Annotated in this window: 22 protein-coding genes and 1 pseudogene; 8 read left to right on the forward strand and 15 right to left on the reverse strand. The window is 60.4% G+C overall.

What is annotated here, in order from left to right:
• Positions 1 to 3: 3 nt before the first annotated feature.
• The 3 genes from MUM_RS0127170 to MUM_RS0127180 all read right to left on the reverse strand — a co-directional run bounded on the left by MUM_RS0127170 (position 4) and on the right by MUM_RS0127180 (position 2,528).
• A complete protein-coding gene (locus tag MUM_RS0127170) occupies positions 4 to 312 on the reverse strand; it encodes a hypothetical protein (RefSeq protein WP_003218736.1) in 309 nt (102 codons plus the stop codon).
• Positions 313 to 568: 256 nt separating this feature from the next.
• Positions 569 to 1,003: a DoxX family protein gene (locus MUM_RS0127175; protein WP_010176187.1), complete on the reverse strand. Its 435-nt coding sequence runs from the start codon at positions 1,001 to 1,003 to the stop codon at positions 569 to 571.
• 103 nt (positions 1,004 to 1,106) lie between these two features.
• Positions 1,107 to 2,528, reverse strand: coding sequence for a transglycosylase SLT domain-containing protein (locus MUM_RS0127180; protein WP_010176188.1), 1,422 nt, complete (start codon positions 2,526 to 2,528; stop codon positions 1,107 to 1,109).
• A 238-nt stretch (positions 2,529 to 2,766) separates the two neighbouring features.
• Between MUM_RS0127180 and MUM_RS0127185 the strand changes: the two genes are divergently transcribed.
• The 3 genes and pseudogenes from MUM_RS0127185 to MUM_RS01000000132740 all read left to right on the forward strand — a co-directional run.
• On the forward strand, positions 2,767 to 3,573 hold the full coding sequence (locus tag MUM_RS0127185; protein ID WP_010176189.1) for a TatD family hydrolase: 807 nt from the start codon (positions 2,767 to 2,769) through the stop codon (positions 3,571 to 3,573).
• Positions 3,574 to 3,669: 96 nt separating this feature from the next.
• Positions 3,670 to 5,151: a methyl-accepting chemotaxis protein gene (locus MUM_RS0127190; RefSeq protein WP_010176190.1), complete on the forward strand. Its 1,482-nt coding sequence runs from the start codon at positions 3,670 to 3,672 to the stop codon at positions 5,149 to 5,151.
• Between the two features lie 107 nt (positions 5,152 to 5,258).
• A pseudogene (locus MUM_RS01000000132740) lies at positions 5,259 to 5,516 on the forward strand (terminase); the annotation flags it as partial.
• Between the two features lie 19 nt (positions 5,517 to 5,535).
• Here MUM_RS01000000132740 and MUM_RS0127200 read toward each other — a convergent pair.
• The 3 genes from MUM_RS0127200 to MUM_RS0127210 form a co-directional block, all read right to left on the reverse strand.
• Positions 5,536 to 6,333 (reverse strand): acyl-CoA thioesterase, encoded by a 798-nt coding sequence (locus MUM_RS0127200; protein WP_010176192.1) that lies wholly within the window; start codon positions 6,331 to 6,333, stop codon positions 5,536 to 5,538.
• Between the two features lie 101 nt (positions 6,334 to 6,434).
• Positions 6,435 to 7,199: a CHAD domain-containing protein gene (locus MUM_RS0127205; RefSeq protein ID WP_010176193.1), complete on the reverse strand. Its 765-nt coding sequence runs from the start codon at positions 7,197 to 7,199 to the stop codon at positions 6,435 to 6,437.
• 94 nt (positions 7,200 to 7,293) lie between these two features.
• Positions 7,294 to 7,572, reverse strand: coding sequence for a hypothetical protein (locus MUM_RS0127210; RefSeq protein WP_010176194.1), 279 nt, complete (start codon positions 7,570 to 7,572; stop codon positions 7,294 to 7,296).
• A gap of 217 nt (positions 7,573 to 7,789) precedes the next feature.
• On the opposite strand from MUM_RS0127210, the gene MUM_RS0127215 reads away from it, so the two are divergent.
• The gene (locus MUM_RS0127215; protein ID WP_010176195.1) at positions 7,790 to 8,827 is read left to right on the forward strand and encodes a patatin-like phospholipase family protein; all 1,038 of its coding nucleotides are present in this window, start codon (positions 7,790 to 7,792) and stop codon (positions 8,825 to 8,827) included.
• A gap of 129 nt (positions 8,828 to 8,956) precedes the next feature.
• On the opposite strand, the gene MUM_RS0127220 is transcribed toward MUM_RS0127215, so the two are convergent.
• From MUM_RS0127220 to kdpF, 6 genes are all read right to left on the reverse strand, one after another.
• Positions 8,957 to 9,652 carry a response regulator gene (locus MUM_RS0127220; RefSeq protein WP_003218747.1) on the reverse strand — a complete coding sequence of 232 codons (696 nt, stop codon included), beginning with the start codon at positions 9,650 to 9,652 and terminating at the stop codon, positions 8,957 to 8,959.
• Between the two features lie 37 nt (positions 9,653 to 9,689).
• The gene (locus MUM_RS0127225; RefSeq protein ID WP_010176198.1) at positions 9,690 to 12,341 is read right to left on the reverse strand and encodes a sensor histidine kinase; all 2,652 of its coding nucleotides are present in this window, start codon (positions 12,339 to 12,341) and stop codon (positions 9,690 to 9,692) included.
• Positions 12,342 to 12,497: 156 nt separating this feature from the next.
• Positions 12,498 to 13,043 carry a potassium-transporting ATPase subunit KdpC gene (gene kdpC, locus MUM_RS0127230; RefSeq protein WP_010176199.1) on the reverse strand — a complete coding sequence of 182 codons (546 nt, stop codon included), beginning with the start codon at positions 13,041 to 13,043 and terminating at the stop codon, positions 12,498 to 12,500.
• A 67-nt stretch (positions 13,044 to 13,110) separates the two neighbouring features.
• Complete coding sequence (gene kdpB, locus MUM_RS0127235) at positions 13,111 to 15,168, reverse strand: potassium-transporting ATPase subunit KdpB (RefSeq protein WP_010176200.1); 2,058 nt, start codon at positions 15,166 to 15,168, stop codon at positions 13,111 to 13,113.
• Positions 15,169 to 15,180: 12 nt separating this feature from the next.
• On the reverse strand, positions 15,181 to 16,875 hold the full coding sequence (kdpA, locus tag MUM_RS0127240) for a potassium-transporting ATPase subunit KdpA (RefSeq protein ID WP_010176201.1): 1,695 nt from the start codon (positions 16,873 to 16,875) through the stop codon (positions 15,181 to 15,183).
• A 9-nt stretch (positions 16,876 to 16,884) separates the two neighbouring features.
• Entirely contained in the window at positions 16,885 to 16,974 is a 90-nt protein-coding gene (gene kdpF, locus MUM_RS01000000132745; RefSeq protein ID WP_003218754.1) for a K(+)-transporting ATPase subunit F, read from the reverse strand.
• A gap of 311 nt (positions 16,975 to 17,285) precedes the next feature.
• Here kdpF and eat point away from each other — a divergent pair, with 311 nt between their 5' ends.
• The 4 genes from eat (at position 17,286) to MUM_RS0127265 (ending at position 21,920) form a co-directional block, all read left to right on the forward strand.
• Complete coding sequence (gene eat / locus MUM_RS0127250; protein ID WP_010176202.1) at positions 17,286 to 18,650, forward strand: ethanolamine permease; 1,365 nt, start codon at positions 17,286 to 17,288, stop codon at positions 18,648 to 18,650.
• 109 nt (positions 18,651 to 18,759) lie between these two features.
• Positions 18,760 to 18,927: a DUF2897 family protein gene (locus tag MUM_RS1000000133615; protein ID WP_010176203.1), complete on the forward strand. Its 168-nt coding sequence runs from the start codon at positions 18,760 to 18,762 to the stop codon at positions 18,925 to 18,927.
• 384 nt (positions 18,928 to 19,311) lie between these two features.
• Complete coding sequence (locus MUM_RS0127260; RefSeq protein WP_010176205.1) at positions 19,312 to 21,003, forward strand: hypothetical protein; 1,692 nt, start codon at positions 19,312 to 19,314, stop codon at positions 21,001 to 21,003.
• A gap of 353 nt (positions 21,004 to 21,356) precedes the next feature.
• On the forward strand, positions 21,357 to 21,920 hold the full coding sequence (locus MUM_RS0127265; RefSeq protein WP_010176206.1) for a TetR/AcrR family transcriptional regulator: 564 nt from the start codon (positions 21,357 to 21,359) through the stop codon (positions 21,918 to 21,920).
• A gap of 44 nt (positions 21,921 to 21,964) precedes the next feature.
• On the opposite strand, the gene MUM_RS0127270 is transcribed toward MUM_RS0127265, so the two are convergent.
• The 3 genes from MUM_RS0127270 to MUM_RS0127280 form a co-directional block, all read right to left on the reverse strand.
• Positions 21,965 to 22,297 carry a ComEA family DNA-binding protein gene (locus tag MUM_RS0127270; RefSeq protein ID WP_029616124.1) on the reverse strand — a complete coding sequence of 111 codons (333 nt, stop codon included), beginning with the start codon at positions 22,295 to 22,297 and terminating at the stop codon, positions 21,965 to 21,967.
• Positions 22,298 to 22,407: 110 nt separating this feature from the next.
• Positions 22,408 to 24,402, reverse strand: a complete 1,995-nt coding sequence (locus MUM_RS0127275) for a polysaccharide biosynthesis protein (protein WP_010176208.1) — start codon at positions 24,400 to 24,402, stop codon at positions 22,408 to 22,410.
• Positions 24,403 to 24,503: 101 nt separating this feature from the next.
• Positions 24,504 to 25,526 (reverse strand): MraY family glycosyltransferase, encoded by a 1,023-nt coding sequence (locus MUM_RS0127280; RefSeq protein ID WP_032882286.1) that lies wholly within the window; start codon positions 25,524 to 25,526, stop codon positions 24,504 to 24,506.
• Between the last annotated feature and the right edge of the window lie 8 nt (positions 25,527 to 25,534).

Raw genomic sequence — 25,534 nt, forward strand, 5'->3', positions numbered from 1 at the left:
GGTTCAACGCCGGGCGATCAGCCCTTGCCGGGCAATACGGGTCAACTGGCGTATCACTTCGCCCGCATCACTCGCACTCGGCGCTTGAATCACGGCCAGGTCAAAGCTGTTGGATGCAAAGCGCGCGAGGGAGTCGCCGTCTTCGACAAACTGGATCAGAAACGCCGAAGGCCGCCCCGTACGGCGCGGCCAGCCGTCCAGATAGCGCAGCAGCGTCGGCTGGTGCTTGCCGCCCAGAAGGATTTTCGGATTGCGTTGGGTAAGGTCCGCGGTGATCGGGGCCAGGCGTATGAGGGGGCGTAGTGCATTCATCGTGTCGTGTCTCTGCCTCAAAAGTCTGCGGGCAGGTGAGAGGCAACACCGAACCAGCGCTTTAGCGGAATTTCGAAACCGGCCCATGGGCTCTGGCTTCTGTCGGGACTGTGATCAGTCACCGGTGGCGCCCCGCAATTAGCTGTTTAAATCGGCGCATGGGCAACATCCTAGAGAAGCCGCTAGGGCGGTGTCAAGAATCCCTGGCAACGAAAAGGCCCGCACGGGGCGGGCCTTTAAAGGGAATTTCGCGGGATCAGTGAGTGATGGCGCGGTCGGCAGACAGTTTGCCTGCACCTTCCAGCAACACCGCCAGCGTACCGCCCAGCAGCGCCAGGGCGAACTCATAACCGTTGTTGGCCATGAACAAACCGTTATGGATATGCACCGAGAAAATCGCAACCAGGGAAATGATCGTCAGGCCCAACGCCGCAGGCCGTGCCAGCAAACCGATGATCAGCGCCAGCCCGGCGAAAAACTCGGTACCGCCGGACAACACGGCCATCAAGGTACCCGGCGCCAGGCCGATACTTTCCATCCATTGGGCCGTGCCCGCCAGGCCGCCACCGCCAAACCAGCCAAAGAGTTTCTGCGAACCGTGAGCGGCGAAGATGATTCCGACAAAAATTCGCAGAACGGTCAGGCCGTAGCCGGCGCGGGTGGAGAGGATGCGGGTGATCAATGGGCTCATGCTGATAATCCTTTTCAAGGTAGGGGTTGGTTGGCCGCTATATTAATCAGTTTAAACAATGATAAAAGCCGATAAATTGCCTAATTAACATCGAGAAAATAGATTACTTGCGTGAGGCAATTTTCGCTGCCGGTGGCTCAAGGGACTCCCGCTCCCGATCAAACGCCAAGTAATACTTGTTCACGCTATTAACATAGCTGACGCCGCCCATTCCCACTTGCTCCATGGCAATGCGCTCGACCTGGAAAAACCATTGATTCGGGTTGAGCCCCCGGCGCCGGGCTTCGGCGCGCATTCCCTGAACCCGCTCGGGGCCCATGTTGTAGGCCGCCAGGACAAAGGCCATGCGCTCGCGCTCATTGAGTTTGGGACTTGAGAAAAACTTGCGCCGGATCATCGCCAGGTACCGCGCGCCCGCTTGCACGTTGCTGTCCAGGTTCTCGATGTTATTGACCCCGACCCGTTGCGCCGCCGACGGGGTGATCTGCATCAGCCCGGTGGGGCCGCCACTGCTGCGAGCACCGGGGTCGAGGGCCGACTCCTTGAACGCCAGCGCAGCCAGGTTCAGCCAGTCCATGCCTTGCTCCCGGGCATGCTTTTGCAGCACCGGGCGCAGTTTTTCCAGGCGCTGGCGGTCGGCCCGGGCCAGTGGATAACGTACTTGATAGAGACGGCGGTAGATGCGCTGGAAGGCCACATCCTGGTCGGACGGGGTGCGGTAGGTCTTGAGGAAACGGTCGATACTGGCCCGCAGCATCGAGGCATCCTGGCGTACGAACCAATACTCTTCGCCCGGCTCGCTGATGGTTACTTGCCGGTCAAAACGCAGCTTGGGCAGGATCTTCGCCCAGCGCTCGGCAATCGGTCGCTCGACGATGGTCAGGTGGAAAATCCCGGCCTGGACCATCTCCAGCACGTCCTCCACCGCCAGGCTGGGGTCTACCCACTCCACCTTCACCGGTGGCAACTTGTGCAGCGCCAGTTTCTGGTTGACCTGATTGATCGCGTCCGACGCGGCGCTGCCGGTGGTCAGCGCCAGCGTGCGCCCGGACAGTTGCTCCAGTTTGGTAAACCGTCGCTCGCCCTTGAGCCCCACCAGCCACAACGGCACGTCACTGGCAATCGGGTCGCTGGTGGCAATCTTGTGTGCCGCCTTCACGTCGAGCAATTCGCCGGGCGCTACCAGGTCGCCCTCGCCGCGGGCCAACGCGCCGATCAACTGATCCTTGGCCTTGGGAATAATCTTGAGGTTGATTTCCTCTCCGTCACGGGCGTGACCGTTGAGGTACTGCTCGAAAGCGCGCAGGCGATGGTATTCAAGACCGATGGCCTGGCCCTGGACTTCGCCGGAACTGTTGCGACTCTGGTTGACCAACACCCGCAGGGTGCGGCTGCTGCGGATTTCCGCGAGGTCGCGGACCTTGCCGGGTTTGGTCACTTCCAGCGGCCCGTCCAGACGCGCAACCGCCGCCATGGGCAGCAGTAACGTCAGGCACAACACAAGCAACGCCGAGGGTCGGATCATCCGCTCTCCGGAAGAAAGAATACTGCCCATCGCGTCGCGAAAAACGAGGCGTTGGGGGACAGAAACAGAGCGCCATGAGCGCAGGCTTTGGGCACAAGGGTTGCACGGCAGATGGCGACAAACCAAACACGGTGTTACTTGCGACTTTCAAAGACAGCTTTAACTCGTTGTAGTTCTTGGCTTTTCTTATAAATCTACAGCTCTGATATGCTTTCCGACCGCAGGCGGAGGTAGCACCATGCAACTCATTGATATCGGCGTCAACCTGACCAACCCAAGTTTCGACGAAAAGCACCAGGCCGTTCTCGAGCGTGCCTACGCCGCCGGGGTGAGCCAATTGGTGCTCACCGGTACCAGTGTCGACGGCAGCGAACAGGCCCTGGAGCTGTGCCAGCAGTTGGACGAAAGCGGGCAACGCCTGTTCGCCACCGCCGGTATCCACCCCCACTCCGCGAGTGACTGGAATGCCGAAAGCGCCAGGCGCCTGCGCGGCTTGCTCAAGGAAAGCCGCGTACGTGCGGTAGGGGAATGCGGGCTGGACTTCAACCGGGATTTCTCGCCGCGCCCCCAGCAGGAAAAAGTCCTCGAAGAGCACCTGGCCCTGGCCGTGGAGCTGAAACTCCCGGTATTCCTCCACGAACGCGACGCCAACCAGCGCCTGCTGGAAATCCTGCGGGACTATCGCGATCACCTGTCCGCCGCCGTGGTGCACTGCTTCACCGGCGAGCAGCGCGCATTGTTCAGCTACCTCGACCTGGACCTGCATATCGGCATCACCGGCTGGATCTGCGACGAGCGTCGCGGGACGCACCTGCATCCGCTGGTCAGGGAAATTCCCCGGGGCCGTCTGATGCTGGAAAGCGATGCGCCCTACCTGCTGCCACGAACCCTGCGGCCCAAACCGAAAAACGGTCGCAACGAGCCGGCCTATTTGCCGGAGGTCCTGCGGGAAGTGGCCTTGCACCGCGAAGAAACCGTGGAAGACCTCGCGCAACACACTACCACCTGCGCCCGCGCGTTTTTTGGGTTGCCTGTGCCGGATTGACGCGACGCATTGACCCATATCAAAACCTGTTGACTCGATAGCGGCACAATAATGGCACCTTGCCAATGCTGTTTCCGCTATCAGAGAAAACCTTCCATGGGTGCCTGGCTTAGCAACATCTCACTGAAGTACAAATTCTGGGCCGTCAACGCGGTCGCATTCATCACCACCCTGTTGCTGGTGTTGTACGCCGTGCAGCTCGAACAGCAGGCCCGCAGCCACGCCTCCCAGGCGTCGGCGCAAGCCCAGGCGCACTTGCTCGGTGCCTGGCCTGCCGGCCAGCCACTGCCCAAGGGCGAGCACTGGCTGACATTTGCCAAGGGCAAACTCCCACAGCTGGGCGACCAGGATCTGTCAGCCCTCGACTCGGCCAACGGCTGGGTGGATATCAACCCCATGCCACTGTTCGGCGAAAACCCGCTGATGGGCGCCGAGGTGATCACCCGCGCCGACGGCCAACACGTCGCCGTGCTGGCCTATGCCCCCAGCCTGAGCCAAGTGTTCGAAGAACGTTTCGCCAACTACGCGGTGGCGGTCATGATTCTGATGCTGGCGATGCTCGGCGCCTCACAGTTGCTGATCCGTTTTCTGCTGAGCCAGCTCAACACCTTGAAAGACGTGATGCTGCACGTCGAGAAAACCGGCGACCTCTCGGCCCGCGTGCCCCTGGCCTGCAAGGACGAGGTCGGGCAGATGGCCAGTGCCTTTAACGCGATGCAGGCGGGTTATCAACGGGTGGTCAACACCGTCGCGCACACCGCCAAGCAACTGGACGACGGCGCCGCACGCCTGGCCAGCAGCATGAACGAGGTGCAGCACGGCATGCTCGGCCAGCAAAGCGAAACCGACCAGGCCGCCACCGCAATCAACGAGATGACCGCGACCGTCTACCACATCGCCCAGCACGCCGGCGCTACCCGCGACCTGTCCCAGACGGCCGACACCCTCGCCGGCAGCGGCCAGGAAGTGGTCAGCCGGGTACAGCGCTCAATTGCCGGGCTGTCCACCGGCGTGCAGCAGACCGCCGAAATGATCCAGAAACTGGCCGAGGACAGCCAGAAAATCAACGGGGTGGTCGGGGTGATTCACAGCATCGCCGAGCAGACCAACCTGCTGGCCCTGAACGCCGCCATCGAAGCCGCCCGCGCCGGCGAAATGGGCCGGGGCTTTGCCGTGGTCGCCGATGAGGTGCGCAACCTGGCCAAGCGCGTGCAAAGCTCCACCGATGAAATCACGCGCATGGTTTCAGCCCTGCAAGCCGGCACCCGGGACGCGGTGGACTTCATGCAGGAAAGCTCGTTCAAGGCCGACGACTGTGTGCAACAGGCTCAGGAGGCCGGGATTGCCCTCGCCGAAATCACCGGCGCCGTGGCGCAAATGCGCGAGAGCAACACGCAGATTGCCGTCGCCGCCGAACAACAAAGCCATGTGGCCGAGGAAATGAATCGGGCAGTGGTGAGCATTCGAGACGTCACAGAGAACACCGTGCAACAGACTGTGGATTCGGCGACCACCAGCAATCAGCTGGCAACCCTGGCCGGGGAGCTGAGCAAGGCCATCGGCCAGTTGAAGCTGTAAACCTTAAAGGGATGGCTATGGCCCCCATAGCCATCCTTGATTCGCCGCCCCACCCTGCCCGGCCTACACTCTGTTCAGATGTTTCAACGGACAGAGGAATCACGATCATGGGCAAACGTCATCCAAATCTCCCCGCCTGGCAATGGCGCACCCACCCGCAAAATCATCAGCATGGGACCAATCAAGTGTTGCAACTGCTGGCGCTGCCCCTGCTGGTGATCGGCTTCCTGTTGATGGTGTCCGGGGTGTTCAGCGAGAACCCGGCAAGTGTGGCTATTGGCGTTGTCGGCATTGTGGCGGCACTGGCATTGCAGCACCACGGTCGTCGCCTGGAGGCCCGCGCCAGCGACGCCTCCCATGATCAACACCTGCTGGTCTGAAGCCTCAGGCGAACACCACCACCGACTGACGGCTGATAGCGATCAACTGGCCGTCGGGGCTCCACAGCTGCGCAGCGGCATGGCCGTAGCCGTCGCGGGCATGCTCGATATGGACCAGGTACTGGCACCAGTCCAGGGTGCTGAGGGTCTGCAGCGGCTGAACGAATTCGATGGTCCAGGTCAGGGTGCTGCCCGCGGCCGGTTGGGTCAGGTGCGGTAGCACCGACGGGGGCCACGCATCCACCAGCGCCAGGATATGCGCTTCGGTCAGCGGCTCTTCCTTCACATCGCCACGCAGGCGCACCCAGCCGCCCATCTCACGGGATTTATTGCCGGTGAATGGCAGGCCACCCACACTCCAGCGCATCGCCAGGTGCCGCATGAACTCCGGTGTCACCCCTTTGATGTAAGGCAACTCCTGGCACTCATCCCAGTGTTTGAAGGTGGGCGCCGGTTCGGCTTCAACATCGATCTGCGATGGCCGCGAGGCGCCAAAACTGGCCTGCACCAGGGTCATCACTTCACCGTTCTGCACCACACGACCCAGCAGTTGGCTGACAGCCTTGCCTTCGCGCAGCACTTCGACTTCGTAGCTTGCCGAAACATCCGGCGCCACCGGGCCGACAAAGGTAACCGCCAGCGAACGCAGCGGGCGATCTGCCGGAACCTGTGCACGCAGGGCTTCGTATTGCAACGCCACCACCAGGCCGCCAAAAGTGGCACGGCCCTGGGCCCATTCGGCAGGGATCGAAACGTCCAGGGGATGGTTGCGGGCAGCGTCGAGCAAATCACTAAAGCGCATGGCGATCTCAATTTGAAAAAAGGATTGAAGGATCTTAACCACCCGGCCTGCGCCGTACAGCACCTATTCCAGCCAAAAAGCCGGACAGATAGGCCGCGGACTCAAGCGAAGCAGTCAGCGCTCAGCTTATCGAGCACACGATCCGCCTGCCCTTCGGCCTTGGCCATGGTGCGGTGCCAGCCGGGCACGCACGGCTGCAAATCGGGCTCGTGCCCGGCTTGCGCCAGCCATTGCCAGCAGTCGTGCCAATCGCCGAGGGCACCTTGAGCGGCCTTGAGACGGGACACGGCTTTGGGGGGCAGCTTGTCCAGCTCGGGATAAGCCTCGGCCGCATAACGCACGCGCTTGATCAACAGGCGCAGGCGATGACGGTCATGGTTCGGGTCGTGGAGTGCCTCGCCGAGCCGTTTCCATTGCTTGGCCAAACTTTTTTCAATGCGCGCGCGCAGGCCCTTGAGCAGCTTCTGCCGTTGGGAGGCGCGGATAAAGCGGGGGAATGCCTCGAGGATCAACAGCAGTTGCGCCAGCTCCGGCCCTTGTGCGACCGAGCGGTAGGTGGCCGCCTGCTGCCGGGTACGCCGGTCAGCCGCCTCGTGATAGCCGTGCTGATGGAGGTACGCGGCCAGCACTTCACGGTCGCGAAAGGGTGTAGTCAGTTGGCCGACGGCGCTGGCGGCCTGTTCGAGTTGCTCGACACCGGGCAACCCGCGCAATGGCCGCAACAGGCTGCGCAAGCGCCGCACGGTGGTGCGCAGGTCATGCAGGGCCTCGCCGTCCGTGACGGCGGCGAGGCGCGCCTGGCAGTTCAGCAACCCTACTTCCAGGCCAATGACCTGAGCGACCAACTGATCTACCAACCCTGCCATGCGCTTCCCCTGTTAACTGACTAGCGTGGCGCCTGGCAATACAAACGCCACGTACAACCCTAACGATTACCGCTCCCTGACACCCTGACCGGGATCAACGCCCTGCACGAGACTCACGAATATAGAAGCGGGCTTTTTCGGCCTTGTTCGAGCAGCCTTCGAAGGCTTCGAACTGCTGCTGGGTCTTGGCGCCAGTCAGCAATGAAAGGGCCTTGGAATAACTCACGGTGCCGGCAAAGCCTTCGGCCTTGGCCAGGTCCAGTTCGTGCCACGCAGCATCCAGTTGCGTGCCGCAGCTGTCGCGATAAGCAGTTTTCCCGGCACAACCGGCCAGGGCCAACACGATCACAGGCACACACATCCAGGCTTTCATCAAATGACACCTCAAGAAAAGAAAAAACAGTCACAGGTGTAGACGTTGCCTACACCGAAAAGTGCCTTATCCGACTGCCTGAATCCGCAGTGCCGATTGCCAGAGCATACCCGAGCAGAGTAGCCCGATCGCGAAAATAATCGGTTGCAGCGCTGATGATTGAAGCGCGCCCCTTGATGGGTGCATTGTGGTCACCTGTTTTGCAAAGGATCAGGTCATGAAGAAACGTGTTGCATTGGTGCTGGGCTCCGGCGGCGCCCGGGGCTACGCCCATATCGGCGTGATCGAGGAAATTGAAAAACGCGGCTACGACATCGCCTGCATCGCCGGCTGCTCCATGGGCGCGGTGGTCGGCGGAATCTATGCCGCGGGCAAGCTGGACGAGTATCGAAACTGGATCGAAAGCCTCGATTACCTGGACGTGCTGCGCCTGGTCGACGTGAGTTTTCGCCTGGGGGCGATCCGTGGCGAAAAGGTCTTTGGGCAGATCCGCAAGATCGTCGGCGAGATCAATATCGAAGACCTGCGCATTCCCTACACCGCCGTGGCGACCGACCTGACCAACCAGCAGGAAATCTGGTTCCAGGAAGGCTGCCTGCACCAGGCCATGCGCGCCTCGGCGGCGATTCCCAGCCTGTTTACGCCGGTGATGCAGGGCAACCGCATGCTGGTGGACGGCGGCCTCTTGAACCCTTTGCCGATCGTGCCGGTGGTGTCGAGCCACTGCGACCTGATCATTGCGGTCAACCTCAACTCCACCAACCAGAAGCACTACACACTGCCGGTAATCCAGCGCCCGCCGGCGTTCAGGAGCCGCTTCGATAACCTGGTGCGCTCACTGGGTTCGCACTTGCCGTTTCGCCGCAAGCAGGCAGAGCAGCTGTTAATGCTGGAGCAGGAAGCGCTGTTGGCCCAGGCTGCCGATATCAACCCGTGGCTGGAGTCTGCCGAACCCGAAGCGCAGCAACCGGCGGCCGCACCGGAAAAGGCCGGCGCGCCGAAGTCGGCGACCGGTTCGTTCATCATCGATAACGTGGGGCCGGCGTCGCTGCTGGATTTGATCAACCAGAGTTTTGAGGTGATGCAGACGTCGTTGGCGCAGTACAAGATCGCCGGGTACCCGCCGGATATCCTGATCAACGTGCCGAAGCGGGTTTGTCGATTTTTCGAGTTCTACAAGGCGCCGGAGTTGATCGCACTGGGGCGGGAGATTGCCAGCGATACACTGGACCGGTATGAGAGTGAGCAACACTGACGTTTTATGAGTAGTGCTTTTGTGGCGAGGGAGCTTGCTCCCGCTGGGCTGCGTAGCGGCCCCAAAATCCTGGGAGCGCTGCGCACTCCAACGGGAGCAAGCTCCCTCGCCACAGGTTGAGCTAACGCTTCAGGCTTCGGTGTTCAATAGCCGATACCCGACACCGGCCTCAGTCACGATAAACCGTGGCTGAGTCGGATCATCTGCCAGCTTCTGGCGCAGGTGCCCCACCACAATCCGCAGGTAATGGCTGTCCTCGGTATGGGTCGGGCCCCAGATATCCTTGAGCAGTTGCTGCTGGGTAATCACCCGCCCGGGATGCCGCGCCAGCTGCGCGAGCACCGCGTATTCCTTGCGGGTCAGCGCCACTTCGACACCGTCCAGCAGCACCCGGCGATAAGCCAGGTCTACCGTCAACGGGCCAAAGCGCAACGCCGCTTCCTGGGCCTCCCCCGCCGGCGCCTGGCGCAGCAACGCGCGCACCCGCGCGAGAAACTCCTGGATGCCAAACGGCTTGGTCACATAGTCATTGGCGCCGTTGTCCAGTGCCTCGACTTTTTGCACTTCGCTGGCTCGCACCGACAACACCAGCACCGGTACCGTGGACCACTCACGAAACTCACGCAGCACCTGCTGGCCGTCCATGTCCGGCAGGCCGAGGTCGAGCACCAGCAGGTCCGGTTTACTCAAGGCGGCCTGGGCCAGGCCTTCGTTGCCGGTGCCGGCCTCAATCACTTTGTAGCCCTGGGAGGCCAGGCTGATACGCAAGAACTTGCGGATCTGCGGTTCGTCGTCAATGACCAAAATCGTCGCAGTCTGGCTCATGGTGTCCAATCAAAATCCGTGAAGAAAAGAGGGTAGCTCAAGGTTCGCTTTCCAGGCCAGGCTGGGCCTGCAATGGCAGGAATAAAGTGATGCAGGTGCCGCGGCCTTCAATGCCGTCGGCCACGCTGATATGCCCGCCGTGGGCACCGACCATGCCCTGGCAGATCGCCAGACCGAGCCCGGTGCCCTGCCCGCCACGATCACCTCTGGCGGCGGTGTAGAACATGTCGAAAATCTTCGCGCGCTCCTCCTCGGGAATGCCCGGGCCTTCATCGGCGACGGCAAAAAACAATTGGTTATCCACCACGCCCGCGCTGAGCTTCAAGCGGCCTTGGGGCGGCGAGAAGCGTGCGGCGTTTTCCAATACGTTGACCAGCGCCTGCTCGATCAAGGCCGCATGCACGTAGAGCAGTGGCAGCTCGGGCGGCACGTCGGTGGTCACTTGCAGCGGCGCCAATACCGCGCGCAAGCGGCCCAGGGAACTGCCGACGATATCACCGGGAGAAACCCAATCCCGCGCCAGCTTCAGGGCGCCGTGGCCCAGGCGGGTCATGTCCAGCAGGTTCTGGATGTAGCGGTCGAGGCGCTCGGCTTCATCGCGGGTGCCTTCCAGCAACTCCCGGCGATCCTCCAGGGGAATCGCCTCACCGAGGGCCAGCAGGCTGTCGATGCTGCCGCGCATGGAGGTCAGCGGCGTGCGTAAATCATGGGACACCGAGGCCAGCAACGCGCTGCGTAATTGCTCGGTTTCGCCATGCAGGCGCGCCGCTTCCAGTTCCTGGCCGAGTTGCGCACGGGCCAGGGCCTGGGCCAATGGCTGGCTCAAGGCGGTGAGCAGGCGACGGCGTTGGCCGCTCAATTCGAGACCGGCTTTCGGGCTGACACCCAGAAGGCCCAACGGCCCCTCCTCGCTGGACAACGGCCACCACCACCAGCGACCAAACGGCAAGGTGCCGGTGCCCATGCCTGCCGGCTGATCATGTTGCCAGGCCCAATCGGCGGCAGCGCGCTCGGCTTCGGTGAAGGTGATCGGGCCGCCGGTCTCGACCTTCCAGTCGCCCTGCCCGTCGCGGTTAAGCAGGCACAATTGCAGGTCGCTCCAGCCTTCCAGATGGTGCGCGGCGGCACTGATCACCGCCTGGCGATCCGTGGCGGCGGTGAGCTTGCGCGACAGGTCGAGCAGCTCGGTGGTTTCTTCCTGGGTATCGCGCAACGCCTGCAACTGCCGGCGCTGGCGCGCGGCGAGGTTGCCGGTGAGCGCCGCCATCAGCAGGAAGAACAACAGCGTCAGCACGTCCTCTTCACGCTGGATCGCGAAAGAGAAATTCGGCGGGATAAACAGGAAGTCGTAGCTCAGGAAGGACAACGCCGCACACGCCAGCGCCGGGCCCAGGCTGCTGCGCACCGCCACCAGGAGCACGGCGGCCAGGAACACCAGCGAGATGTTCGGCAACGGCAGCACACTGGCGACACCCCAGGCGACGGCCGCCGCGATCACGGTCGCTACCACCGCCAGCGCATAGTCAAACCACACCAGCCCACGCACATCCGGCAGGCGTGGCGGGGCCGGGATTTCGTCGCTGTCGAGGACGTTGATTTCCAGACCCCGGGCATTACGCAGCAGGCGCGCGGCCAAGCCGCCGCCAAACAGATTACGCCGCCAGCGCGGCCGCGACTGCCCCACCAGAATCAAGCTGGCCCGTCGTTCGGCCGCGTGCTGGATCAGCGTCTTCGCCACCTCCCCCGCCCGCAGCAACACCACTTCACCGCCAAGGCGCTCGGCCAGTTGCTGGGCGTTTTGCAGGCGCAGGCGCGACTGCTCGTCACGCACCCGGCCGTTATCTACGTGCACCAGGCTCCACGGCAAATGCCGACGCTGGGCCACGCGGCTGGCGTGGCGCACCAGGCGTTCGGCCTGGGCATCGCCGTCCACGCCCACCAGCAGCCGGCCGCGCACGGCGGGCGCGGCCTGGCCCAGTTGGCGGTAACCCTGGGCCAGGTCGTCGTCGACGTGGGCCGCAGCGGTTTGCATCGCCAGCTCGCGCAGGGCCATGAGGTTGGTCTGGGTGAAGAAGGCGTCGATGGCGGCGCGGGCCTGTTCCGGCACGTAGACCTTGCCGTCGCGCAAACGCTCCAGCAGTTCGCGGGATGGCAGGTCGATCAGCAGCAGCTCGTCGGCTTCCTGCAGGACCCAGTCGGGCAAGGTTTCACGCACTTGCACGCCGGTGATGCCGCGTACCTGGTCGTTGAGGCTTTCCAGGTGCTGGACGTTGACCGTGGTGAATACGTTGATGCCGGCAGAGAGCAATTCCTGGATGTCTTGCCAGCGTTTTTCGTGACGGCTGCCGGGGGCGTTGCTGTGGGCCAGCTCGTCCACCAGCACCAGTTTGGGCCTGGCGGCGAGCAGGCCGTCGAGGTCCATTTCCTCCAGCATCACGCCACGGTATTCGGAGCGCAGCAGCGGCTGTTGTGGCAGGCCGCTGAGCAAGGCTTCGGTCTCGGCGCGGCCGTGGGTTTCCACTACGCCGGCGATCAGTCGCACGCCCTGGCGCATCTGAGTGTGGGCGGCCTGGAGCATGGCGTAGGTCTTGCCCACGCCGGGAGCGGCGCCGAGGAAGACTTTGAGCCGGCCGCGGCCGTCCCGTGGCAGTTCGGCTAACAGGGCATCGGCGCGGCCGGAGTCGCTCATGCGGGCAGTCTTCCTTCAGGTGTTGATGTGGTGATAGTGACGCCGTCATCGCGGGCAAGCCCGGCTCCCACATTTGATCTTCAGTGAATCCAGACTTTGTGTTCAACAAAGATCAACTGTGGGAGCGGGCTTGCCCGCGATTGGCGGCGCCACTGCTTACAACTTTTCCAAGGCCATGTTCAGCGCCAAAACGTTCACCACCGGTGGCCCCACCAGCGGGCTTTCGATGTGCTCGTCCATCAGGCGCTCCAGGGTCGCCACCGGCAGATTACGCGCGGCGGCTACCCGGGCCAGTTGATAGGCAATCGCCTGTGGTGGCAAGTGTGGATCAAGACCGCTGCCGGAGGTAGTCAGCATTGCCATCGGCACCGGCCCCTGACCTGGCACCAACAGTTTGTTGGCGTCGTCGAATACCCGGGTAGCCAGCGCCGGGTTGCTTGGGCCGAGGTTGCTGGCACTGCTGGAAACGGTAGCAAACGCACCCGCAGATGGCCGTGGGTGGAACCAGCCGTCACCGGTGAAGTCCTGGGCAATCAGGCTCGAACCACGCACCTTGCCGCTGGCATCGTGTACCAGGCTGCCGTTGGCCTGGTCGGGGAACGCGACTTGCGCGACACCGGTGACAACCAGGGGATAGGCCACGCCGGTGATCAGGGACATCAACACCAGCAGGCTCAGGGCCGGGCGGATCATGTTGGACATTTCAAATTCCTCAATTCGGTCATTGCAACCTGCAGGCACCGGTTTGCCGGCACCTGCAGGCATCGGGTCAAACCAGGTGCAGCGCGGTCAGCAGCATGTCGATCGCCTTGATGCCCACAAACGGCACCACAATCCCGCCCAGGCCGTAGATCAGCAGGTTGCGACGCAGCAACGCCGCCGCACTCGCCGCCTGCACACGCACACCGCGCAGTGCCAGCGGGATCAGCACCACGATGATCAGGGCGTTGAACACGATGGCCGAGAGGATCGCGCTCTGCGGGCTTTGCAGGTGCATCACGTTGAGCACCCCCAGTTGCGGGTAGATCGAGGCGAACAGCGCCGGCAGGATCGCGAAGTACTTGGCCACGTCGTTGGCGATGGAAAAGGTGGTCAGCGCGCCTCGGGTCACCAGCAATTCCTTGCCGATCTGCACCACGTCCAGCAGCTTGGTCGGGTCGCTGTCGAGGTCGACCATGTTGGCGGCTTCGCGGGCGGCCTGGGTGCCGTCGTTCATTGCCATGCCGACGTCCGCCTGGGCCAGCGCCGGGGCGTCGTTGGCACCGTCGCCGCACATCGCAACCAGGCGACCGTCGTTCTGCTCGTGACGAATGCGTGCCAGCTTTTTCTCTGGAGTGGCTTCGGCCAGCACATCATCCACGCCGGCTTCAGCAGCAATCGCAGCAGCGGTCAGCGGGTTATCGCCGGTCACCATCACGGTGCGGATCCCCAGCTTGCGCAGCTCGGCGAAACGCTCGCGAATGCCGGGCTTGACCACGTCCTTGAGGTGAATCGCGCCGAGCAATTTGCCGTCGGCACACACCAGCAATGGAGTACCGCCGCTCTGGGCGATCTTGTCGATTTCCCGGGACAGTGCCGGTTGCAGGTCGCGGCGTTGCAGGCCAATGAAGGCCAGCAGCGAATCCACCGCGCCTTTGCGGAACACGCGGCCTTGGTAGTCGACGCCGGACAGGCGGGTTTCCGCGCTGAACGGTACGGAGGTCAATTCTTCCGTCGACGGCTCGGCTTGCGGGTGCAGGCCACGCAGGTATTCGACGATGGACTTGCCTTCGGCCGTGTCGTCCGCCAGGGACGCCAGCAGCGCGCCTTCGGCCAACTCCTTGCCGCTGACACCGGGCGCGGCGATCACGTTGGTGCAACGACGGTTACCGAACGTGATGGTGCCGGTCTTGTCCAGCAACAGTACGTGCACGTCCCCCGCTGCTTCCACCGCGCGACCGGATTTGGCGATCACGTTGAGACGCACCAGGCGGTCCATACCGGCGATACCGATGGCCGACAACAGGCCGCCGATGGTGGTCGGAATCAGGGTGACCAGCAGCGCCACCAGGAACACCAGCGGCAGGTTGCCATTGGCGAAGTGGGCGAACGGCTGCAGGGTCACGACCACCAGCAGGAAGATCAGCGTCAGGCCGATCAGCAGGATGTCCAGCGCGATTTCGTTGGGGGTTTTCTGACGTTTGGCGCCTTCCACCAGGGCGATCATGCGGTCCAGGGTCGACTCGCCCGGGTTGGCGGTAATGCGGATCATCAACCAGTCCGAGACCAGGCGGGTGTTGCCGGTGACGGCCGAGCGGTCGCCGCCGGATTCGCGGATCACCGGGGCGGACTCACCGGTGATGGCCGCTTCGTTGACCGCGGCAATACCTTCGATGACTTCGCCATCGCCCGGGATCATTTCCCCGGCGGCCACACGCACCACATCGCCTTTACGCAGGCTGGTGGCCGGCACGACCTTGAAGCTGCCATCGGCTTCCTTGCGGCGCGCACTCAGGCCCTCGCTGCCGGCCTTGAGGCTGTCGGCGCGGGCCTTGCCGCGACCTTCAGCCAAGGCTTCGGCGAAGTTGGCGAACAGCACGGTGAACCACAGCCACACCGCGATTTGTACGGAGACGTAGGTCGGTACGGCCACCTCCGGCACGAAGCACAGGATTGTGGTGAGGATCGCAGTCAGCTCGACCACCAGCATTACCGGCGAGCGTTGCAGTTGGCGCGGGTCCAGCTTGACGAAAGCCTGGACCAGCGCCGGGCGCCACAGGGCCGAGATTGCGGTCTTGGCCGGCTCCTGGGTTTTCACGGGAGCCGCGTTTTTTGCAGGCATATTCATTTTCATATCCCCTTAGAAGCCCATGCTCAGATGTTCAGCGATAGGCCCAAGTGCCAGCGTCGGCAGGAAGGTCAGGCCGCCCACCAGCAAAATGGTCACGGTCAACAGGGTCACAAACAGCGGGCCGTGGGTCGGGAAGCTGTTCTGGCCAATCGGTGCGGTCTTCTTCATCGCCAGGCTGCCGGCCAGGGCCAGAACCGGGAGGATGTAGCCGAAGCGGCCCAGCAACATCGACAGGCTCAACATCAGGTTGTGAAACGCGGTGTTGGCACTGAAGCCGCCGAACGCCGAACCGTTGTTGGCACTGGCCGAGGTGTAGGCGTACAGCAACTGGCTGAAACCGTGGGGGCCAGGGTTACTGATGGCACCGGCCGGGCCAGGCAGGCTGGCGGCGATGGCGCCCAGTACGAGGGTACCGACCGGCATCACCAGCAAGGTCACCACCAGTAATTGCACTTCCCGGGCCTGGAGTTTCTTGCCGAGGTATTCCGGCGTGCGGCCAATCATCAGGCCGGCGAGGAACACCGCGATCAACACGTTGAGCAACATGCCGTACATGCCGGCACCGACGCCGCCGAAGATCACTTCGCCGACCATCATGTTGACCAGCGACACCATGCCGCTCAGCGGGTTGAGGCTGTCTTGCATACCGTTGACCGAACCGTTGGACGCGGCGGTGGTAGCCACCGACCACAACACAGTGCCGGTGGTGCCGAAGCGCGCTTCTTTACCTTCCTGCGGCGCGGCCTGTTCCACTGCCGGGTTGTTCAGCGCGGGGTTGGGCTGGTACTCGGCCCACATCGCAGTTGCACCGCCGATGATGAACAAGGCCAGCATGCAACCGAGGATCGCCCGGCTCTGACGCAGGTCTTTCACGTAATGGCCAAAGGTGAACACCAGCGCTACCGGAATCAGGATGATCGCACCCAGCTCAAACAGGTTGGCCCAGGCAGTCGGGTCCTCGAACGGATGCGCCGAGTTGACGCCGAAGAAGCCACCGCCGTTGGTGCCCAATTGCTTGATCGCAATCTGGCTGGCGGCCGGCCCCAGTGGAATCACCTGGTCAACGCCTTGCATGGTCACCGCGTTAACGTAGTGAGCGAAGGTTTGTGGCACGCCCTGCCACACCAGGAACAACGCAAACACCAGGCACAACGGCAACAGGCCGTAGAGGGTGGCGCGGGTCATGTCGACCCAGAAGTTGCCCAAGGTCTTGGTGGATTTGCGACCGATCCCACGGCACAACGCGACCAGTACGGCGAGGCCGGTGGCGGCACTGACGAAGTTCTGCACGGTGAGGCCGACCATCTGACTGAGGTAGCTCAGGGAAGCTTCACCGCTGTAGTTCTGCCAGTTGGTGTTGGTCATGAAACTGATCGCGGTGTTGAACGCCAGGGTCCATTCCTGACCCGGTAATTTCTGCGGGTTCAGCGGCAGGTATTCCTGGAACACCAGGATGCCGAACAGCAGCACAAAACCGGCAAGGTTGAACGCAAGCAACGCCAGCGCGTATTTCTGCCAGCTCTGTTCCTGGTCTGCATCGACACCCGAAAGGCGATAGCAAACGCGCTCGACCGGGCCGAACACCGGCGTGAGCCAGGTTCGCTGCCCTTCCATTACCTTGTAGTAGAACCGCCCCAGGGCCGGTGCCGGAATCAGCACCAAGGCAAAGAAGGCGATGATCAGCCAATAGTCATAACTGTGCATAGCCTGCTCCTAGTTCCGATCCGCGCGTAACAGCGCAACCAGCAGATAAATGAACAGCGCCACAGCCAACAGCAGTGACACCCCGTCCAGAACGCTCATGGAAGTTTCTCCGTCGTGCGGCGACTGCCGCGTGTAGGAGGATTGTCCGCAGGAGTGGCGTAAAGGAACGAGAGCGACGGTATGGGTGGGGCGTAAAGACGGCGTAAAGAGTGAATTTATGCGGGGTTTACAGGGGGATTTGTGAGCGTTTCCTGTAGGCCGCGCCCTTATCTGGTGCAGGCCCGGAACCCATTCAAACGCCAAACCGTTCCCTCGGCGACAGTTCGGTGCCTTTACGACACGGCGCAGGTGAATGGCATGCCCGCTGCAATGCCCTGAAACATTCCAAACCGTTCAGGGAGAGCTACACGATGAACACACAACTCAAACCCACCTTGGGCACCCTGCATTTGTGGGGCATCGCCGTCGGGCTGGTGATTTCCGGCGAGTATTTCGGCTGGAGCTACGGCTGGGGCGTCGCGGGAACGCTGGGCTTCCTGGTGACCTCGTTGATGGTCGCCGCCATGTACACCTGCTTTATATTCAGTTTCACCGAACTGACCACCGCCATTCCTCACGCTGGCGGTCCGTTCGCCTACAGCCGCCGGGCATTTGGTGAGAAAGGTGGCCTGATCGCCGGGCTGGCAACGCTGATTGAGTTTGTCTTCGCCCCACCGGCCATCGCCCTCGCAATCGGTGCATATTTGAACGTGCAGTTCCCGGCGCTGGATCCGAAACACGCCGCCGTCGGCGCCTACATCGTGTTCATGGGCCTGAACATTCTCGGCGTGAAGCTGGCGGCGACTTTCGAACTGGTGGTGTGTGTGCTCGCCGTCGCCGAACTGCTGGTGTTCATGGGTGTAGTCGCCCCCGCCTTCAGCTTCAGCAACTTCGCCCTGAACGGCTGGGCCGGTTCCGACACCTTTGGTGCGCCGGCGATCGCCGGGATGTTTGCGGCCATTCCATTTGCCATCTGGTTCTTCCTCGCCATCGAAGGCGCCGCCATGGCCGCCGAAGAAGCGAAAGATCCCAAGCGCACCATTCCAAAGGCCTACATCAGCGGCATCCTCACCCTGGTGATTCTGGCCATGGGCGTGATGTTCTTTGCCGGCGGCGTCGGTGACTGGCGCGCCCTGTCGAACATCAACGACCCGCTACCCCAGGCGATGAAAACCGTGGTCGGCGACAGCTCGGGCTGGCTGCACATGCTGGTGTGGATCGGCCTGTTCGGCCTGGTGGCCAGTTTCCACGGGATCATCCTGGGCTACTCCCGCCAGTTCTTTGCCCTGGCGCGCGCAGGCTACCTGCCCTCTTTCCTCGCCAAACTGTCGCGCTTCCAGACGCCGCACCGGGCAATCATCGCCGGAGGCATCGTCGGCATCGCCGCCATCTACAGCGACGGGCTGATCAACCTGGGTGGCATGACCCTGACTGCGGCCATGATCACCATGGCGGTATTCGGTGCCATCGTCATGTACATCATGAGCATGCTCAGCCTGTTCAAACTGCGCAAAACCGAGCCGCTGCTGGAACGCACCTTCCGCGCCCCAGGCTATCCCGTCGTGCCGGGGATTGCCCTGGTGCTGGCGGTGGTATGCCTGGTGGCAATGGCGTGGTTCAACGCGTTGATCGGGCTGATCTTCCTGGGCTTCATGGTGGTGGGTTTTGTGTACTTCCAACTGACCGCACAAGACCGCGCCGATGCGCCGGCAGATGCGATGTTGACTGGGCTCTGAGACCTTGCGCAGGAACGGGCCTACAATGAACTACTAAGAAAGCCCGTTACTCAAAGCAGCAACTACCGTGGGAAATTTTTCCACGGTTTGCTGCCTCAAGGAGAACCCTATGCCGTGGTATGCCTGGTTGATTTTAGTGGTCGCGATCGGCTCGATCGTCGGTGGTTTGTTGATGCTGCGAGACAGCGCCAACAAGGTTGAACTGACCGAGGAACAACGCCAACGCGTGGCTGAGCGCAACGCCCAGGCGGATGCCAAGGATGCGCAGGATCGCTGATCACTCTCGTGTAAATATTCGCTCAGCCTGTTTAAAAACCCTCTGTTTCGCTTTCCCCCTCCTATCTCGGCGCCCGTCTTTTCAAGCTGAATAGACGGCGTCGCGGCACCTCCGCGCGCACCTGAAAACCCCGTTTCGTGACTGGCAATCACGTCTGGAAAAACCGCGCGCGAAGCAAAACAATCAACAAAGAGTTTAATTTCTCAAAAAAAATACTGGTTATTTATACAGTGCATTGTTATCGTTTCCTCGTGCTTGAAACCAAGCATTTTTGCGGCGAATGACCTGCATGGAGCATGCAGAAATCCATTGGCATACCAAATGCTTGTGGATAGCTGCCCAAAACAATCCGCACTCCGCGGTTTTTTTCTATCGAGGGACACGATGACTGACATGAACGACCTAGCTGCAACCGCAACCAATCTCATTTATTCAAGCGACTCAGGCTTCGACGTTGCTGTGGAGGACTTCCGCCAGGACGATGATACCGGTACTGATTCGAGCACTATCCGCGCAGCACTCGCCTGGATCAGCGCCAATGTGCCGGACGGCCAGGGTTCGCGTTTGTATTTCGAAACCGGCCGTACCTATATTTACGACCGCACGGCTGAAATTGACTACATTAACAATCTGGTTATCGATCTGAACGGCGCGACTCTTATGCGTGCAGATGCATCGGTCACCACCGCCAGACTGGCCACAGACACCAGCGTAAGCAGCAACACAATCGTGCTGGATGCAGTGCCCGACAGTTGGTACGTCAACGATACCGTGACAGCGTTTGTCGGCTCAGGGGATCAAGACACCAGCCGAAACCCCATGCGTATCACTGCAATCGACCCGAATACGAATACAGTGACCCTGGCTGCCGGCTTTGGTCCCTTCGGTAACACGACCCAAACCATCCCTGCTGGATCGTGGGTTGGTAAAAGCTTCCAGTGCTTCCTCGGCCGTCCGTCTACCGAAGAAGGCGGCAAGCTGCGCCCGGGCATCAACTACAACGTGCAGATCATCAACGGCTCCGTCGATGGCAACAGCGCCAATCAACTCAACAACTCCTGGCGCTTCGCCATGGAGATCTATATCAACGGCCGCTCTTCGGGGATCCGTGGCGTACGGTTTGCCAACACCACAGGCGAATGCATCGTCGGTCATGGCCTGCGGGTAGAGAGTTGCGAGTTTCGCAACCTCTCGGGCTCAGCTTTTCATACAAGCCGCCACGACGATACAGAAGCCGTAGGAAGCGCCTCTTGGTTCATCAACAACTATGTTGAGGCCGTGTGCCAGGCGGGTAATCTTGCAAACGGTCACTCCGAGGGTGCAGTAACGTTTTCATGGGGCGCCGGGCGCTTGATTGTCACCGGTAACGAATTCAGGAACGGCAATGAGAGCGTGCTGGGGGGCTTTGGCCCTTCCTCCGGCGAAGCAATGCCGGATAAGTGGATAATTTTCAGCGATAACATTGCTACGAACTTCAAGGCACTGTTCTGGGGACTGTTTCCGCCGCTCGAAGGTATCGTGATCAGTAACAACGTTCTGGTGGACTGCAACGACAACAGTGCTCAACTGAACAAGCTTTTTAACTCGGAAACTTCCTCGGTAGGCGGTAACGTCGCTGTCGGGAATACCGTACTGGGCGGTTCGTTCCGCGCGACCAATGCGACGTTCGGTGTCGAGCCGACCAGTACTATCGGGCAAGTCAAGATATGGGCACGTGGAAGCAAGCTGCGTACGGACTACTCAAGTTTGTCAGACTGCACCGCCGTCGTGGAAGCTAATACCGCGATCATGGCACTAATCAGTGCAGACACGACCGGCTCCGCAGTGGCATTTCATTCTGCATCAGGTAGTCGTTTTGGCTCCTTCTTCGTCCAATGGCTGCCGTCTCAGAAAAAGCTGCAACTGTTGGGTAACGAATCAGGCGCTCGTGTCGAGTTCACTACGCCGGTAGCGATGCCTGGCCAAGTCAACATGACGTTGCGTACATTCAACGATAATACGGCTGCAAAAGCCGCAGGTTTGGTGGCGGGAGACCTCTACAAACTGGCGAGTGGCGCAGTTTTCAGCGTGATCTGATCAAGGAAAGCCCTTCACTGAAGGGCTTTTTTATTTCCAACCCGCCTTGGCGATATGCAGCAGTACTTTCCCCTATAGACCGCACGCTCAAGCTGGCTCCAGCATTCGAGCAACGCCTGTGGCAATCTCTAGATTCCACACCGAACAGGCCAGCCTGGACCTTCCGGGCTTGCACGGTACGAATCAGCGCGTCGAACTTTTCGATCAACGACATGCCAGGTTGCAGATAACTGCCGACGATATCGGCGCGCGACTCCAAGACATTCGATCAGCCAGTCAGCAATTTTGTAACGAGATGCCCCTTTGCCTGCATGAGCTTGGCTAATATGGCGCAATGTTTCGGAGGCTGTTCTATGCGCTACTCGGCAAATCACAAAGCTCAAACCCATCAGCGCATCATCACGGAGGCTTCCGTACGTTTTCGCCGCGATGGTATCGGGGCTACCGGCCTGCAACCGCTGATGAAAGCGTTGAATCTGACGCATGGCGGATTCTATGCGCATTTCAAATCCAAGGATCAGCTGGTGGAAAAGGCCCTGCAAGCTGCGGCCGCTCAACTGGATGAGCACTGCGAACAGCTGTTCAGCCAGGAACGCCCCCTTGAAGCGTTCATCGACAACTATCTTTCGCAGTGGCACCAGACCTCACCGCATGAAGGATGCCCGTTAACAACCATGTGCCCTGAGCTAGGGCTGCGGGGTCAGCAAAGCCCGACCACTGATGCAGTACTTGGCGCACGGTTGAAGCAGGTGCAAGCCGCACTGGGGCGGCCGGATGCCAATGAGCAAGGCCTGCTGATAATGTCGACGCTGGTGGGCGCACTGGTGCTGGCGCGCAGTGTGGAGAGCGCCGAGCTGGCAGCGCAGATCCTGGAGGTAGTACGTGGCAATCTGAAAAAACAGATCGCACAAAATTGAAGAGGCCGGTCAATGACCGGCCTCCTGGCTTACTTTGTTATTCCTTAATTGAGCTCCAGCCGATCGCGGTTCTTCTCCAACAGCGCTTTACCGATCCCTTTCACCTCCAACAACTCATCGACTGCGGTAAATGGCCCGTTGCTTTCTCGATAGGCAATGATCGCCTTGGCTTTGGCTGCTCCGATTCCGAACAGATCGCGGCGCAAGGTTTCAGCGTCGGCGGAGTTGAGGCTGACCTTGCTGGATTGCTCGGCCTTGGTCATTTGCACAGCTATCGGCGTGGGCGTTTCAGGCTTGGTAGACGGCGCTGCGCTGGTAGCCACTGAAATGCTGGATAGGAAAGCGAAAATGAGGGACGAGAAACATGATTTATTCATAGGTGACGCTCCATGACATCTGTAAGAGAAAAGCAGCTTTTCCGAAGCTGCTTTTCAAACTTAGGTGATGTTTGGAGGGTGTCAAAAACAGGAGAGTTACAGGGTATGAGTCAAGGCTCGAGACGACGCTGTTGGTAGATCCAGTCGACAATCTCGCCATCAGGTGTGTAGCCACTGACGGTTTCGCGCAAAAGCTGGCGAACACGCGCGTAATCGTCCTGTTCTACTGCTGCTAACAACTCTGCCAATTTGTCCTTCAACACATCCCACGACAGGTAATCTTCATTGGCACTCATGATCATCGGGTGCTGCGTGGCGACTACGTTGTCACCAATCAGCAACTCTTCGTAAAGCTTCTCACCCGGGCGCAGACCAGAGAATTCGATTGCAATATCGCCATGAGGATTTTTATCCGACCTGACACTCAGCCCGGACAGGTGAATCATCTTCTCGGCCAACTCGACAATCTTCACCGGCTCCCCCATGTCCAGCACGAACACGTCACCGCCAAGGCCCATGGAACCCGCCTGAATCACCAATTGGGCGGCCTCGGGAATCGTCATGAAGTACCGGGTGATTTTCGGGTGGGTAACCGTGAGAGGTCCACCGGATTTGATCTGCTTGTGAAAAAGCGGAATCACCGAGCCGGAGGAGCCTAATACATTGCCAAAGCGAACCATCGTGAAGCGGGTTTTATTGACCCGCGAGACATTCGATTTGTCACCGAACAGCACAGGTGCCAACTCACGACTGAGCGCCTGGAGGGTCAACTCGGCGAGACGCTTGGTGCTTCCCATCACATTGGTGGGCCGTACAGCCTTATCGGTAGAGATCAACACGAAGTTGGCTACCCCCGACTGCAATGCCGCTTGGGCCGTGTTAAGCGTACCAATAACGTTATTTAGCACGCCTTCCGCAATATTGTGCTCAACCATGGGCACATGTTTATAAGCTGCGGCGTGATAAACCGTGTCGACGCCCCATGTTTTCATGACGCCCAGCAATTTGCTCTGATTACGCACTGAGCCAAGGATGGGTAGCAGCCTTACTGGCAAAGACTCTCGGGTAATCCGTTGCTCAAGCTCCGACAAAATGCTGTAGAGATTGAATTCGCTGTGTTCAAACAACAGCAGTATCGTCGGTCGTAAAGCAAGGATCTGACGACACAGTTCTGAACCTATGGAACCACCGGCCCCCGTTACCAGAACACAACGCCCCTTGATGCAATGCTCCAGCAACTCGCTTTGAGCGGGCACCGCGTCACGCCCCAGCAAGTCAGCGATATCCACTTCCTGAATATCATCGACCTTGACCCGGCCGCTGGCCAGGTCCATGAATCCTGGAACACTGCGCACATGCAGAGGAAACCCTTCAAGGTAGCCCAGGATTTCACGACGCCGGGCACGGTTGGAAGAAGGTATCGCCAGCAGGATTTCCTGGGCTCCGGTGGCATCGATCATGCGCTGAATGTGCCGTGGCTTGTACACCTGAAGTCCGGAAATTACCCGGTCAGAAATACTGTCATCATCATCAATGAAGGCTACAGGCCGCATGACCCGGCCCATACGCAGGGCTGCGACCAACTGATTGCCTGCAGCGCCCGCGCCGTAGATGGCGACGCGCGGCAGGCCATCTTCGCGATTGGTGAAAGGTACGTGCTGGGCGGCGGCAAACCAGTCGCCAAGGAAATATTGACGCATGGCGAGGCGTAGGCCGCCAACCATGATGAGGCTTAACCACCAGTAGTTGAAAATGATGGAACGAGGGACCACGTTTTGATGATCGCTGTACCAATAGACCACCACGCCTAGAATCAACGATGACAGGCTGACGGCCTTGATAATCGCAATAAGCGCGTCATTGCCAAAATAGCGCATGACAGCACGGTACATGCCAAAACGGATAAACAGCGGTATAGCGACGACCGGAGCACTCAGAAACAGCCAGCGATGCACAGACGCAGGGTTGATCATATCGTCCACCCCCAATCGAACGACAAACGCCATCCACAGGGCGAGCCAAACAAGAAGAATGTCCGCGATAACCTGCAGGATGCGCTTCTGTCGGCGAGGGAGACCCAACAAATATGATCGAATTATGCTCATAAACCCTTTAAACACCTCTGTTGCTCCTGATACGGCTGCTGCTCTGCGAATTTAAACACTTTAGGCCGGTCAATCACCGCTGAAATGAATCTAAAACACAATCACGCGGCCCTTTCCAGCTCACCCGCTTTGTACTTGACTGCCAGCATCACCAGCGGGATGTACGCTATTACAACGCCCAGCACGCCGCTTAGACCCAATAATGCAACGCAAAGTGCGATCGGCAGCAGCCAGATTACGTTGATTGCAAGCACCGCAAGCGTTACTGGCAAGTGGCCGCCAACTTTACGCGATGCGAACTGATAGCCATGACTGCGATGGGCTTCGTAAACCTTGTCACCCCTCATCAGGCGGCGGACCAGAGTAAACGTCGCATCGACGATAAAGACACCGAGCAGGATCAACCATACCCACAGCAAGTCGGCGCTCTGCCAGGCGGCCTGCAGGGATAGCACGCCCAACACGATACCGAGAAAACCGCTACCGGCATCCCCCATGAAGATTCGTGCCGGTGGAAAGTTCCAATAGAGAAACCCCAACACCGCCATGCTTAATAACAGTGGCGCCCAGATAAGCGCCTGATAACCAACCAACCAATAAATCAGACAGGCGCCAAGGCATGCACAGAGCGCTTCGACGCTGGCCAAGCCATCGATACCATCCATGAAGTTGTACAGATTAAGCATCCACACCAGATAAAACGCGGCAAGGATGTGCCCTACCCAGCTCAGGTCGAGGACCACCCAGGGCAGCGTTATTGCGGGCAAGCCGCCCAACCAGAAAAGAGCCCAGGCCGCGGCACTGAAGTGCCCCAGCAAACGCCAGCGCGCCGCGATATGGCCATGGTCGTCGAGAAACCCAAGCACCGCCACAGCCGCACCAGCCCCCAGCAACGCCCATGTAATCGAGCGTGTTATCTCATCACCGATAAACAATACTGGTAACGCAATCAAGAAGCTCAAGACTATCGCCACTCCGCCTCCACGAGGCGTCGGAACAGTATGAGAACTGCGCGCATTGGGAACATCAATCAGACTTCTGGCCAGCGCATAGCGGCGCAGGCACCAGGTCAGAAGAAGAGCAAGGGCTGCAACAGCAGACGCCAGCCACAGTAAACGATTCATCTACAGCT

This window comes from Pseudomonas sp. PAMC 25886 (genome assembly GCF_000242655.1).
GTDB lineage: Bacteria > Pseudomonadota > Gammaproteobacteria > Pseudomonadales > Pseudomonadaceae > Aquipseudomonas.

Bases quoted from the DNA above. Each gene is read 5' to 3' on its own strand.
- MUM_RS0127170 (WP_003218736.1), bottom strand. From the start codon at position 312: ATGAATGCACTACGCCCCCTCATACGCCTGGCCCCGATCACCGCGGAC.
- MUM_RS0127175 (WP_010176187.1), bottom strand. From the start codon at position 1,003: ATGAGCCCATTGATCACCCGCATCCTCTCCACCCGCGCCGGCTACGGC.
- MUM_RS0127180 (WP_010176188.1), bottom strand. From the start codon at position 2,528: ATGATCCGACCCTCGGCGTTGCTTGTGTTGTGCCTGACGTTACTGCTG.
- MUM_RS0127185 (WP_010176189.1), top strand. From the start codon at position 2,767: ATGCAACTCATTGATATCGGCGTCAACCTGACCAACCCAAGTTTCGAC.
- MUM_RS0127190 (WP_010176190.1), top strand. From the start codon at position 3,670: ATGGGTGCCTGGCTTAGCAACATCTCACTGAAGTACAAATTCTGGGCC.
- MUM_RS0127200 (WP_010176192.1), bottom strand. From the start codon at position 6,333: ATGCGCTTTAGTGATTTGCTCGACGCTGCCCGCAACCATCCCCTGGAC.
- MUM_RS0127205 (WP_010176193.1), bottom strand. From the start codon at position 7,199: ATGGCAGGGTTGGTAGATCAGTTGGTCGCTCAGGTCATTGGCCTGGAA.
- MUM_RS0127210 (WP_010176194.1), bottom strand. From the start codon at position 7,572: ATGAAAGCCTGGATGTGTGTGCCTGTGATCGTGTTGGCCCTGGCCGGT.
- MUM_RS0127215 (WP_010176195.1), top strand. From the start codon at position 7,790: ATGAAGAAACGTGTTGCATTGGTGCTGGGCTCCGGCGGCGCCCGGGGC.
- MUM_RS0127220 (WP_003218747.1), bottom strand. From the start codon at position 9,652: ATGAGCCAGACTGCGACGATTTTGGTCATTGACGACGAACCGCAGATC.
- MUM_RS0127225 (WP_010176198.1), bottom strand. From the start codon at position 12,341: ATGAGCGACTCCGGCCGCGCCGATGCCCTGTTAGCCGAACTGCCACGG.
- kdpC (WP_010176199.1), bottom strand. From the start codon at position 13,043: ATGTCCAACATGATCCGCCCGGCCCTGAGCCTGCTGGTGTTGATGTCC.
- kdpB (WP_010176200.1), bottom strand. From the start codon at position 15,168: ATGAATATGCCTGCAAAAAACGCGGCTCCCGTGAAAACCCAGGAGCCG.
- kdpA (WP_010176201.1), bottom strand. From the start codon at position 16,875: ATGCACAGTTATGACTATTGGCTGATCATCGCCTTCTTTGCCTTGGTG.
- kdpF (WP_003218754.1), bottom strand. From the start codon at position 16,974: ATGAGCGTTCTGGACGGGGTGTCACTGCTGTTGGCTGTGGCGCTGTTC.
- eat (WP_010176202.1), top strand. From the start codon at position 17,286: ATGAACACACAACTCAAACCCACCTTGGGCACCCTGCATTTGTGGGGC.
- MUM_RS1000000133615 (WP_010176203.1), top strand. From the start codon at position 18,760: ATGCCGTGGTATGCCTGGTTGATTTTAGTGGTCGCGATCGGCTCGATC.
- MUM_RS0127260 (WP_010176205.1), top strand. From the start codon at position 19,312: ATGACTGACATGAACGACCTAGCTGCAACCGCAACCAATCTCATTTAT.
- MUM_RS0127265 (WP_010176206.1), top strand. From the start codon at position 21,357: ATGCGCTACTCGGCAAATCACAAAGCTCAAACCCATCAGCGCATCATC.
- MUM_RS0127270 (WP_029616124.1), bottom strand. From the start codon at position 22,297: ATGAATAAATCATGTTTCTCGTCCCTCATTTTCGCTTTCCTATCCAGC.
- MUM_RS0127275 (WP_010176208.1), bottom strand. From the start codon at position 24,402: ATGAGCATAATTCGATCATATTTGTTGGGTCTCCCTCGCCGACAGAAG.
- MUM_RS0127280 (WP_032882286.1), bottom strand. From the start codon at position 25,526: ATGAATCGTTTACTGTGGCTGGCGTCTGCTGTTGCAGCCCTTGCTCTT.